Origin of the sequence: Micromonospora sonneratiae (assembly GCF_042679305.1) — a bacterium.
Taxonomy (GTDB): domain Bacteria; phylum Actinomycetota; class Actinomycetes; order Mycobacteriales; family Micromonosporaceae; genus Micromonospora_H; species Micromonospora_H sonneratiae.
Genome location: NZ_JBHTMP010000002.1, coordinates 59,584 through 72,097 on the forward strand (window position 1 = coordinate 59,584; position 12,514 = coordinate 72,097).

The following is a 12,514-nucleotide window of genomic DNA, read 5'->3' on the forward strand; positions in this document are numbered from 1 at the left end:
TATGGCGCGTCAGCGGCCCGCGTCGGCGAGTCAGCCGCCGCGACGCGTGTGCCGCCTTGGCCGCGCTTCGGCGGGGCCGTTCCCGACAGAGGTCACCAAACAGCTGGTGGTCTGACCCAATCCTGAGCTGGAGGCGGCTGTGACGTCTGGCGTCGGTGCGTTGTGGTCCTATCGCAATTCACTACGGTTGCTGGTCAGACGAGACCTTGCGGTCAAGTATCAGCAGTCGGTTCTCGGTTACTTCTGGTCACTGATCGAGCCGCTCGGCATGGGCGCGATCTACTTTTTCGTCTTCGGCCTTCTCTACCAGAACGCCACCAACAGGCACCTCGGTGACGCGGCGGAGTCGTACCCGCTCTTTCTGATCACGGGCATCTTCGCCTGGATGTGGACCAACTCGGCGATCAGCGAGGCCACCAACGCCCTCACCGGGCAGGCCCGGCTGATCACGACCATGCGGATGCCCCGAGAGGTGTTCCCGGTCGGTCGGGTCGCCGGTCGCTTCGCCGAGTACCTGGCCGGACTGCCGATCCTCGCCGTCCTGGCGATCGTCTACGCGGTCCAGGGGAAGATCAGCTTCGGTGTCTCCCTGCTGGCGCTGCCCCTGGCGGTGCTGATCCAGGCGGCGCTGCTGATCGGCGTCGCGCTGCTGCTCTCCTCGCTCAATGTGCTGATGCGTGACGTGGAGCGGCTGATGCGACTGGTCACCCGGGTACTCTTCTACGCAACCCCGATCATCTACCCGCTCAGCCTGGTTCGGGACTCGTCGATGCCCGAATGGGTCAAGGTGGCGTACGAGATCAACCCGTTGGTTGGCATCTTCCAGCTGCACCACGCGGTGTGGTACCCGAGCGAGTTCCCCGACGCCCGGCTGCTGGCCGTGTCGGTCGCCGGCAGCCTGCTGATGCTGGTCGGGGGCTGGTGGGTGTTCCGCCGGCTCGAACCCGCCGTACTCAAGGAGCTGTAGTGGGCAACCCCATCATCGAGGCGAACAACCTCGGCATCCGGTTCGTCCGCAACCGCCGTCGGCAGTTGCGGCTGCGGGAGATGTTCATCCACAAGGGCGGACGGCACCCCAACGCCGGGGAGTTCTGGCCGCTGCGGAACGTCTCCTTCCAGATCCAGCCGGGTGACGCCATGGGCATCATCGGCAAGAACGGCACCGGCAAGAGCACCCTGCTCCGACTGGTCGCCGGGGTGCTGATCCCGGACGAGGGCAACATCAAGGTGCACGGCGCGGTGGCGCCGCTGCTGGAGCTCTCCGCCGGGTTCTCCAACGACCTCACCGGCCGGGAGAACGTGCACCTGGTCGGCTCGCTGCACGGCCTCAGCCCCGCCTACCTCAAGCGGAACTTCGACGCGATCGTCTCGTTCGCCGGCGAACAGGTCGAACGGGCCATCGACACCCCGGTCCGGCACTACTCGTCCGGTATGAAGGTCCGACTGGGCTTCTCGGTGATCTCCCACCTACAGCACCCGATCCTGCTGATGGACGAGGTCATGGCGGTTGGTGACGCCGAGTTCCGGAAGAAGTGCTACGCCACCATCGAGCGGCTGTTGGCCGAGGGACGCACCCTGGTGCTGGTCTCGCACAACGAGGGCGACCTCACCCGGTTCTGCACGCGTGGCCTCTACTTCAACGCCGGCCGGTTGGAGATCGACGGGACGGTGCGTGAGGCGCTCGACGCGTACAACAACGTGGTCCGGACGTGACGCTGGCCGTACTGCTACCAGCCGACCCCGCCTCGGCACCGTTCACGCTGGCCAGCGGGGAGCCGCTGGCCGACCGGATCGCCGATCAACTTCGCCGGGCCGGTGCCCGCGAAGTGCGGGTGACCGCCGATCTCGCCGAGTTGGCGGAGTTGGCGGACACCGTCGGGGAACCGCTGCTGCTGTGCGGTGACGATCTGGTCGCTCACGCCGCCGTGCTGCGGCACCTGGCCACCAGCCCGGTGGGGCAGACCGGTGCCCTGATCCTCACGAGCCCGCCCGCCGGAGCCGACCAGCCCGCCGGAGCCGGTCAGCCCGCCGTGATCGAGGACCGGGGGCAGGTGGTCGCGGCGGGTTCCGCCGCAACAGCGAACGGCATACCGACCGGCAGCTTCGGCGGGGCGCTACGGGTCGGGGTCGAGGACCTGCCGGCGTTGGCCGGTGCCGCGCGGGTGGCCGCCGGGACGACCGATGGCACAACCGCGCTGGACCGGCTGTTCGCCGCCTTCTCCCGGACCGATACCAGGATCTTCGCCCACCGGGTACGCCTGCTGGTCGCCCACCGGGTCGCCGACCAGCCATCCGCCTTCGCCGCCGAGGCAGCCGTTGCCGAGGTCCACGAGGACCGGGCGGAACTGCGGCTGTCGGTCAAGGAAAAGGACGACTTCTTCACCACGTACGCGGTCAGCACCTGGTCGCCGTACGTGACCCGGCTGGCCGCCCGGATCGGTCTCGGACCGACCGGAGTGACCGCGATCTCGGTGCTCTTCGCCGTGGCAGCGGCGGCACTGTTCGGATACGGCGGCCGGCCCGCGCTGGTGGCCGGTGCGATCCTGCTCTACCTCGGCTTTGTGCTCGACTGCGTCGACGGTCAGTTGGCCCGGTACACCCGGCAGTTCAGCGCCTGGGGCGGGTGGCTGGACACCATGGCCGACCGGGCCAAGGAGTACGTGGTCTACGCCGGTCTGGCCGTCGGGGTCGAACGGTCCGGGCTGGCCGACGGCTGGGGCTGGCCGCTGGCGATCGCGGCGATCACCCTCCAGACCGTGCGGCACATGACCGACACCTGGTACGGCGCACTCCACGACGAGGCGGCCCGCCGCCCGAAACCGGCTGCTGCAGCGGGCGGGCTCGGTGCCCGGCTCAGCCAGGCCTCGACCCGGGTGCAGGCCGACACCGGCTCGCTGTCGTACTGGCTCAAACGCACCGTGGTCTTCCCGATCGGTGAGCGGTGGGCGCTGATCGCGCTGGCCGTGGCCCTGTTCAACCCGCTGGTCGCCCTGGTCGCGGTGCTGGCCTGGGGAGCGCTGGCGTTCGCGTACACCGGCGCGCTGCGTACCCTGCGGGCCCGGTCGATGCGGGTCTCCGTGCTCGACACGGTCGACACCACGCTCTACCGCGACGACGGTCCGTTGGCCAGCTGGCTGGCCCTGGCCGGTCGCCGGCTGCCCGGTCTCCCGGGACCACTGATCCTCGCCGTCCTGGCGGCCATCGCCAGCGCCGCACTGCTCGGGGCGGGCGTCGCCGGTTTTCGGGTGGCCGACCTGCGCTGGTGGCTGATCGGCGTGGTGCTGGTCGTGCTGCTGGCCGGACTGCCGGCCGCCAGGCCGCACACCGGCGCGCTGGACTGGCTGGTGCCGGCGGCGCTACGGGCCGCCGAGTACCTGTTCGTCATCGCCGTCGGTGTGATCGCCGACGTGCCGTCGCCGGTGACCTTCGCGCTGCTGTTCGTCCTGGCCCTGCACCACTACGACCTGACCGCCCGGTTGGAGAAGCGGGAACGTCCGCCACTGCTGCACTCGTTCGGGCTCGGTTGGGACGGGCGGCTGGCGTTCCTGACCGCTGCGGTCGTGGTGGGGGCCGGGAGTCTGGCGGCCATCGGTACGGGAGAGCTTGCCGCGTACCTCTTCCTGGTGTTCGCCGTGAATGCGGTCGGTGGCTGGACCTCGGTCTCGGTTGGCAGCCGGCGACGCTCCGACGATAGTGTCAAAGTGCCCGATAACCGGATAGGTCCGCCAGACGTGGCAGACCGACGAGAGGCAGCGGCGACCCCCGGGGCAGCCGAGGAACGGAACACATGACCCTGATCAGCTTTGTCGTGCCGGTCTACGGGGTGCAGGGCTACCTGCGGGAGTGCCTGGACTCGATCCTCAACCAGTCGTTCACCGATCTCGAAGTGATCGCGATCGACGACTGCTCGCCGGACAGCAGTGGCGAGATCCTCGCGGAGTACGCCGCTCACGACGCCCGGCTGCGGGTCATCACACTCGACCAGAACGAGGGGCAGGGACCGGCCCGTAACCGGGGTGTCGCCGAGGCAACCGGCAGGTACGTCTGGTTCCTCGACAGCGACGACTGGCTGGCCGACGGGGCGGTACGGGCGGTGGCCGACCGCCTCCGGGAGACCGACGCCGAGGTGCTGATCGTCGACCACGCCCGGGTCTACTGGGACAACCTGGTCGATCCCAGCGTGATCGGTCCCAGGTTTCACGAGGCGCCAACGGTCTTCGCGCTGCGCGACTGGCCCACGGCCATCGACATCCTGCACGTCCCGTGGAACAAGGTCATCCGACGTGACCTGCTGGACCGGCTCAACTTCAAGTTCCGCTCCGGCTGGTACGAGGATGTCCCGTTCACCTACGGGCTGCTGATGGCCACCGAGCGGATCACCCTGCTGGACCGGATCTGCGTCTACTACCGGCAGCGCCGGGCCGGGGCCGCGACCCGTACGGCCGGCGACGGCCACTTCGCGATCTTCCCGAACTGGGCCCAGGTCTTCGACACCTTCGACGACTCCCGGCCCGGGGCGGAGCAGTTGCGCAAACTGCTGTTCCGCCGGATGATCTGGCATTTCCTGATCGTGCGGGGCAACGACGAACGGATGCCCCCGGAGCTGCGCGGCCGGTTCTTCGCCGAGATGACCCGGCACTATCGCCGCTACCTGCCCCCGGGTGGCTACCCCGTACCGGGCGGGTCGGAGGGCCTGAAGCACCGGCTGGTCGCCGATGGTCGTAACGGGATGTTCCAGGCGCTGCGTCTCGGCTTCCGGGTCGCCGAAACCGGCCGCAAGGTCGCCCGCGCGGTTGCCGGGCGCGGAATTCGTACCGCGCGCTCGACGGTCCGGCTGGCCCGCGAGGCGGTCTTCCGCAGCTACTACCGGTTGCAGTTGCGACTGCCGATGGACCAGTCCCTCGCGGTGTACGCCGCCTACTGGTACCGCGGCTACGCCTGCAACCCGGCCGCGATCTACGACAAGGCCCGGGAGTTGTCGCCCGGCGTACGGGGGGTCTTCGTGGTCCGCCGGGACCGGGTCGGCACGATCCCGCCCGGGGTCGACCACGTGGTGGCCGGTTCGCTGCGCTACTACCGTACGTTGGCCCGCGCCAAGTGGTTGATCAACAATGTGAACTGGCCCAACAACGTGGTCAAGCGGCCCGGGTCGGTGCACGTGATGACCCACCACGGCACACCGCTGAAGGTGATGGGCCTGGACCAGCAGGCCTACCCGGGAGGCGTGCAGGACGACGACTTCGCCGGCCAGATGCGCCGGGCCGACCGGTGGGACTACAGCATCACCGCCAACACCTTCACCACCCAGATGTGGGAGCGGGCCTACCCGTGCCGGTACGAGACGCTGGAGACCGGCTATCCCCGTAACGACCAGTTGGCCACCGCCACCGCTGAGGACGTCGCCCGGATCCGGGCCAAGCTGGGCCTCGCCCCTGAGGATCGGGTCGTGCTCTACGCGCCGACCCACCGGGAGCACCACCCCGGCTACCACCCGCCGTTCGAGCCGACCGAACTGCTCGACGCGATCGGTCCGAACGGGCGACTGCTGATGCGCAGCCACTACTTCCACGACCGGGCCCACGCACCGGGAACCGCCCGACTGGCCGACCGGGCCCGGGACGTCTCGGCGTACCCGAGCGTGGAGGAGCTCTATCTGGCCGCTGACGTGCTGGTCACCGACTATTCGTCAGTCATGTTCGACTACGCCATCCTGGACCGCCCGATCGTCGTCTACGCTCCTGACTGGCAGGCTTACCGGCTCGTGCGGGGCGTCTACTTCGACGTCACCACCGAGCCGCCCGGGGCGGTCGTCACGACCTTCCCGGACCTGCTGGATCTGTTCCGCACCGGGGCCGTCGACAACGACGCCGCGGCAAAGGCCCGTGCCCAGTTCCGGCGTAAGTTCTGTGCGCTGGCCGACGGCCGGTCGGCGGAGCGGGTCGTCCGAAAGGTGTTCCTCGGCGAGTCCGGCTAGCAGATGGGGGCAGGTATGGGGTCGGTCATCACCGTCGTCGTGCCGATCTACAACGTCGAACGCTACCTGCCCGAATGCCTTGCCTCGCTGGCCGGCCAGACGTATCCGGACCTGGACATCATCCTGGTCGACGACGGGTCGACGGACGGCAGCGCCGCGCTGGCACAGCAACAGGTGGCCGGTGATCCCCGGTTCCGGTTGATCCGTCAACCCAACCGGGGACTGGGCGCGGCCCGGAACGTGGGCATCGACTTCGGCACCGGCGACTATCTGACCTTTGTGGACAGCGACGACGTACTGCCGCCGTACGCCCTGGAGGTCCTGGTCGGCGCGTTGGAGCAGACCGGCTCCGACTTCGCCTCCGGCAACGTCGCGCTGATGACCTCACGTGGGCTGCGCCAGTCGCCGCTGCACCGGGGCACCCACCGGGACACCAGGCTGCACATCAAGCTCAGCGACCAGCGCAACCTGGTGTACGACCGGCTGGCCTGCAACAAGGTGTTCCGCCGATCGTTCTGGGAACAGCACGGCCTGCGGTTCCCGGAGGGCGTGCGCTACGAGGACATCCCGGTCACCATCCCGGCGTACGCGTTGGCGGAGGCCGTCGACGTCATCGACCTGCCGGTCTACTACTGGCGGCAGCGGGAGGCCGGCGAGGCGTCGATCAGCCAGCGCCAGACCGAGGTGCGCAACCTGGTCGACCGGTTCGCCGCCGTGGACAGCGCCAGCCGGTCGCTGGCCAGCTACGGCGACCGCAAGCTCAAGGACTGGTACGACGAGACCGCGCTACAGAGCGATCTGCGGATGTTCCTCGACCTGCTGCCCGACGTCGATCACGCCTACCGGGTGCGGTTCCTCGACCTGACCGCCGACTTCCTCAGTCGGGTCGACGAACGGGTGATCGACCGGCTGGTGCCCCGGTTGCGCATCGCCTGGCGGCTGGCAATGGCCCGGGCCCTGTCCGAGCTGGTCGCGGTCGTGGCCGCCGGCCGTAACGGTGCCACCCCACCCCTGGTCCGCCGGGGCCGGGGCCACTACGTACAGCTGCCACTGCTCGACGACCAGCACCCGGCGGCACCGCGCCACCTCTTCCAGGCGCCGGAGGGTATCCGTACCGAGGTGCACGAGGCCCGCTGGACGGGCGGCCGGCTGCACGTGCGCGGGCTGGCCTACGACGTGGTACGGGGAGCGGACCGGCCCTGGCAGTCGGTGCGCATGCTGTGGCTGCGGGAGAACGCCGGTCGACGGCGGATGGTGCCGTTGCCGACCCGTCCCCGCCACGTCGCACAGGGGCCGAGTTCCGTGCCGTACGGCTGGGCCGGCTTCTCGGTGCTCGTCGATCCGGCACGGCTGCGTGGCCGGGACGGTTGGCGGACGGGCGAGTGGACCTTCAACGTGGCGCTGTTCGGGGCCAGCCGTCCCCAGCGGCGGATCCTGGGGCAGGGGGAGGCCCGACCGGCGCTGCCGGCCAGGTGGGTCGCCGACGGGGTGCGGGTCGTGCCGTTCGTACGGTCCGGCCAGTTGCGCCTACGCGTGGAACGCCCGCCGTACTGGATCACCTCGACCCGGATCGACGGCGACGCGTTCCTGATCGAGGGCGGGGCGTCGACCCGCCCGGCAACGGCGATGCTGCGGCTCACCCGGGTGTCGGGTGTGGTGTGGCGGTCGTATCCGGTGGACCTGCCGGAGCACGGTTCGACCTGGTCGGCCCGTATTCCCCTGGCCGACCTGGTCGCCGGCAGCGGCCTGGGCGGGCGGCCGGTGCTGGTCGGGGAGGCCGGGGCGGCCTGGCGGGTGGCCCTCGCCGACGCCAACGGTACGACGCAGGACCTGCCCGTCCCGGCCGACTACCCCGGCGTACGGCATGTCGTCGACGAGGTGGAACTGGTGGCCCGGCCGGCGGACGACGAGGTGCTGTGGCTGCGCGCCCTGCCCCCCGGTCCGGTGGTCGACGGGGCGGACCTTACCGACGGGGTGCTGTCGTTCACCGGGGACCTGCCGGCGGGACAGCCAGGTTGGGGAGAGCTGCGGATCGCGCTGCGGCGACGGGAGGGCAACGATCCGTCCGAGGTCCCGCCGGCCGACATCGAGGTGCTGGCCGAGGTGGCCGACGGTCGGTGGACGGTACGGATTCCACTGGTCGGCGAGGCCGCGCCGCCCGACGGGGACTGGCTGCCGCTGTACCGGCGGGATGCCGACACCGCAGCACTCGACCTGCCCTTCGACACCGTGGCCCGGCGTGCGTTGCCCCGGGACGTGGAGGTACGCCATCGGCGGCTGGAGCTGCTGCCGGAACGCGGTCGCGAGACCCTGCGGATGGGACCGACCGTCGGCCGACGCTGACCCGGCCGGCGGCGGGGTGTCGAAGAGCTGCGCGTCGACGAGTCGATACGCAGCTCAGGAGCGACGGACGTACGGCTCAGGAGCGACGGACGTACGGCTCGGACGTACAGCTCAGGAGCGATGCATGCGCCGCTTTACCTCGCGGGCGGCCCCGCCGGCGTACCGCCGGGCGACGAAGCGGGTGGCGTTGGCCAGGGACCGGATGCCGCCGACCGGGATGGTGTTCCCGGTCACGGTCTGTCCCTGCTTCCTGCCGGCCTGGACCAGGCGCGGCTTGGGGGAGACCAGTGCCTTCTCCGGCAGTGAGGTCAGGTCCACGACGCTGAAGTCGTCACCGCTGACCCAACGTTCCCCGGCCACCTCGGTGACCACCCGGTCCAGCGGCTCGCCGGGGCGTTGCACCCGCAGTGCCCGGCTGACCGCGGAGGTACGCCACAGGGCCAGCGCCTCGTGTGGTGACTTGGCCCCTACGGGCAGCAGGCGGACTAGGCCGACCTGCCACTCGTCGGCGACCTGTAGCAGCCGCCGTACGGTGTTGACGTCGACGCCCAGGCGGGACGGGATCTGGAGCAGGTAGGGCGACGGGAAGGCGCTGACCGGGGCGGACTCCACCATGTCGACCCGGGGCTCCGAGCGGTAGGTGGCGGCCAGCAGCCGGCGGTCGAGGATCGGATCTTCCAGGATCTTCCGACGGTGGTCGGTGATCTCGCCCCAGTTGGCGACCAGCTTGACCCGTAGGTCGGTCTGGTCGCTGGCCAGCAGCCGGTCCACGCAGGTACGGACGAGTTCGAGGCTGCCGTCGGCCGGGACGACCGCGGTGACCAGCGGAACCGCCCAGGAACGGTTGGCCGACGGGCGCAGGTAGCGGGGTTGGGGCATCAGGTCGGCGAGGTGCGGATGGTTGTACCGCCGTAGCGCGTCGCCCTTGGTCATCATGTGCGATGCGCCCATGTGCCAGCTTCCCGCCAGGGGTTCGGGGACGAAGACGGCACCGGCCTGGGCCAGCCGGTAACCGAACTCGGTGTCCTCGCCGAGCCGCAGGTCGGTGTTGAAGCCCCCGGCCGCCTCGTAGAGCGACCGGGGCAGCGCGGCGGTGGCGCTGACGTGGGCACGGAAGTTGAGGTGGTCACCCTGCCGGAGTTGGCCGCTGTCGTTGATCAGCTTTTCGATGTACTCGTGGGGCTCGGTGTCCTCGATCCGGAAGAGCGTGTCGATGGTGCCGGCGGCGCAGTGCTCGGAGATCTCCTCCGGCGTGGACCAGCCGTTGCCGACGAACCGCTTGTAGCCCAGGGTGACCGCCTCGTCGCAGACGTGGTGCCAGCGGACCTGGGCCTCGATGTGCTGTGGGAAGACGACCATGTCGGAGTCCAGCCAGTGCAGGATCTCCCCGGTGCTGACAATCGCTCCGACATGCCGGGCACTGGCGCTGCCCCAGCCGGTGGAGTGGTCGGAGGTCCGGACGAGCCGGCAGTTGGCGGGACGGATCTTCGGCAGCTCGATCGGCGGTTCGCTGCCGTCGTCGACCACGACCACCTCGAGCAGTTCGGCCGGGTAGGTCTGGTGGCTCAGCGAGGCCAGGGTGAGGTCGAGCTTCTCCTGGCAGTTGTAGGCGGCGACGATCACCGAAACGGACCTGGTCGGCCGCCACTGCCCGATTTCGGGGGGTGTGAGCCGGCTCCAGTCGTTACGGAACAGCCTGATCTGCTCAGAGTACGTTCCCGATACGGCGGCGCTATTCCAGCTCGACACGAAACACAGTGTATCGAGAGGTCTGGCGAATGCCTGGTCGGTGCTGAGGCAAGGTACGGCCGGACATGGCGGGTACGCTCACCGGCCGACCGGTGGCCACGCCGAAACTCCCGGCCCGGGAGTTGGCTGGGCGCTGGGCGGTGTGGTCGGCCCGGTGGTAAATGTCGACACGTAGGCTTGGAGCGCCACTCCCGTACCCGGACACCTGACGGGCACGGGCTTGGGAAAACTGTGCCCGGACACCTGACGGGCACGGGCTGGAGCCTGCACGGTCAGATCTTCGCGACGGTCACATCTCCCGACGGGCGCGGCACCGCGTTCCCGACGGGCGCGGCATCGCGGCGATGGTCAGCACCAGACGTAGAGAGGGATCGGGTTGTCGAGCCAGGACACGACGCAGAGGTACCTCCGCTGGCGGGTGGTCGTCGGCGACCGGAACGGCCGGTGGCGTCGCCGCGGCCCGGTCAGCCTGTTGGGCGCGGGGGTGACCCAGGTGCCCGCTCAGGGGTCCCGCAGGTCCGGGCCACGACCCGGTGACCGGGTCTATCGGATGGTGGTGGCGGCCCAGTCGGTCGACTGGTTGCGACACCTGCTGACCGACCCGGCGTCACTGGTCGAGGTCACCCGGGTGTCGATCATCGTCGAGTCCTGGTCCATCCCGCAGGGCGGCTGGTCGGGACGGCTCGGCCCGCTCACCCACGTGCTCTTCCACCGGCTCCGGCTGCCCCGGGTGGGTCAGGGGCGGGCGGTCGTGGAGATCGGGCTGGAATGGCCCCGGCAGCTTCGCAAGGTCATCACCGCGGTCCTTCCGTTGCTGACCCCGGTCCGCCCGATGCCCCATCCGGCCAGCGCGGACATCACCGCCCAGGACGTGATTCCGGACTGGCTCGGTACCGCGCAGAACGACGCCGTGGTCACCGGTGCGCTGACCCCGAACGAGGACGTCCGGCCGTACGACATCGTGCTCACCGCCACGGGCGCGCCGCAGCCACCGGTCGAGCCGGACCAGCCCGCCGAGGCGGAGCAGGCCGCTTCCGCCGTCGACTACGGCACGATTCTCGCCGCCGACGCGTACGGTGCCGGCTTCGGGGCCCGACCGGAGACCGTACTGGTCGATCTCGAACACGTCACGGTGGGTGGCCGCTACGGACCATTCGGTCCGTCGGCCGGTCGCGCCCAACTCGCCTTCACCAACACGGCCGACGGACGGGGCTGGCAGATCACCGGTCCCAAGGGGGTGCTCTGCTCCGGCCGGATCGACCGGCCCTGGCTGTCGCCGGAGGCGCGGGCGGCACTGGACGAGATCGGGACGGTGCACTGCGCCGCCGTACCGGCCAGGTATCCGATCGAGGAAGCTGCCTTCCTGGTCCACCTGGTGCTGAGCGGTGTCCTGGTGCACGTGCCGGACCTGCCGCCGGCCGTCTCGGCCTACCTGGCCGACGAGGTACGGGACCTGGTCACCGCACCCCTGCCCGACCAGGCAAAGGGGGACCTGGAGTGGGAGATCCGTACGGTGGCGCAGCGGCGGGCGGCGATGCGTCAGCACGCCACCGGTCTGGTGCTGCCCCGGCTGGCCTCGGCGGCCTTCCCCGCGCTGGCCGAGCCGCCCTCGGTGAGCGTCGTGCTGGTCACCAAGCGGTTCGAGTACATCTTCGACGTGCTGGACGCCATCGAGGCGCAGACCTACCCGAATCTGGAGATCGTGCTCTGCCTGCACGGGGTGGAACCGTCCCCGTCGTTGCAGGCCCGGGTCGCCCGGTCACCACGCCCGATCGAGCTGGTTTCCCTGCCCGCCGGGCACGGCTTCGGTGAGGCGATCGGGGTGGCCACCGCCAGGTCGCGGGGCACCCTGGTGACCAAGTTCGACGACGACGACACCTACGGCCCGGAGCACGTCTGGGACCTGGTCCTGGCCCGGCACCACTCCGGTGCGGCGCTGGTCGGCAAGGGTGCCGAGTTCGTCTATCTCCAGGCGCTGGACACGACGGTACGCCGCGACGTCGGCCGCACCGAGGTCTACGTCTCGGTGGTGGCCGGCGGCACGATGCTGATCAGTCGGGGTGACCTGGAACAGGTCGGGGGCTGGCGGCCGGTGTCCCGCTCCATCGACCGTGGTCTGATCGACCGGATCCGGCGGTCCGGTGGGTTGATCTACCGGACCCACCCGCTCGGCTACGTCTACCACCGGCGATCGGATGGCCACACCTGGGATCCCGGGTCGGAGTACTTCCTCCGGGGCACCGGGGTGCAGTGGACCGGGCTGCCCCGGCACTACGAGTTCGGCACCGCACCCGCATCCAGTGGACGGCCCGGCGATGCGTTCCTGATCGGCGGCACCGGTTCGTCCGCCGTGTCGCTGGCCGGCTCGCTACCGGCCGGACGCACCGAGTTCGGAGCCTGAGGCCCACCTTCCGGACCTCACCCCGGAGATTCCGGACCTCACCCCGG

At 70.1% G+C, this 12,514-nt stretch carries 6 protein-coding genes and 1 pseudogene; 6 read left to right on the forward strand and 1 reads right to left on the reverse strand.

Annotated features, from left to right (window positions below; genetic code table 11):
- Window positions 1-139 precede the first annotated feature (139 nt).
- The 5 genes and pseudogenes from ACFQ4H_RS02185 (at window position 140) to ACFQ4H_RS02205 (ending at window position 8,317) form a co-directional block, all read left to right on the forward strand.
- Window positions 140-967 carry an ABC transporter permease gene (locus ACFQ4H_RS02185; protein WP_377566328.1) on the forward strand — a complete coding sequence of 276 codons (828 nt, stop codon included), beginning with the start codon at window positions 140-142 and terminating at the stop codon, window positions 965-967.
- Window positions 967-1,713: an ABC transporter ATP-binding protein gene (locus ACFQ4H_RS02190; protein WP_377566330.1), complete on the forward strand. Its 747-nt coding sequence runs from the start codon at window positions 967-969 to the stop codon at window positions 1,711-1,713. The genes ACFQ4H_RS02185 and ACFQ4H_RS02190 overlap by 1 nt, the downstream gene beginning before the upstream one ends.
- Window positions 1,710-3,653 (forward strand): annotated as a pseudogene (locus ACFQ4H_RS02195) (DUF5941 domain-containing protein); the annotation flags it as partial. The gene ACFQ4H_RS02190 and the pseudogene ACFQ4H_RS02195, both read left to right, overlap by 4 nt.
- A 134-nt stretch (window positions 3,654-3,787) precedes the next feature.
- Window positions 3,788-5,974: a bifunctional glycosyltransferase/CDP-glycerol:glycerophosphate glycerophosphotransferase gene (locus ACFQ4H_RS02200; RefSeq protein ID WP_377566332.1), complete on the forward strand. Its 2,187-nt coding sequence runs from the start codon at window positions 3,788-3,790 to the stop codon at window positions 5,972-5,974.
- 15 nt (window positions 5,975-5,989) lie between these two features.
- The gene (locus tag ACFQ4H_RS02205; RefSeq protein WP_377566334.1) at window positions 5,990-8,317 is read left to right on the forward strand and encodes a glycosyltransferase; all 2,328 of its coding nucleotides are present in this window, start codon (window positions 5,990-5,992) and stop codon (window positions 8,315-8,317) included.
- Window positions 8,318-8,428: 111 nt separating this feature from the next.
- On the opposite strand, the gene ACFQ4H_RS02210 is transcribed toward ACFQ4H_RS02205, so the two are convergent.
- A complete protein-coding gene (locus ACFQ4H_RS02210) occupies window positions 8,429-10,066 on the reverse strand; it encodes a glycosyltransferase family 2 protein (RefSeq protein ID WP_377566336.1) in 1,638 nt (545 codons plus the stop codon).
- A 376-nt stretch (window positions 10,067-10,442) separates the two neighbouring features.
- Between ACFQ4H_RS02210 and ACFQ4H_RS02215 the strand changes: the two genes are divergently transcribed.
- Complete coding sequence (locus ACFQ4H_RS02215; RefSeq protein ID WP_377566338.1) at window positions 10,443-12,467, forward strand: glycosyltransferase; 2,025 nt, start codon at window positions 10,443-10,445, stop codon at window positions 12,465-12,467.
- Window positions 12,468-12,514: the final 47 nt, after the last annotated feature.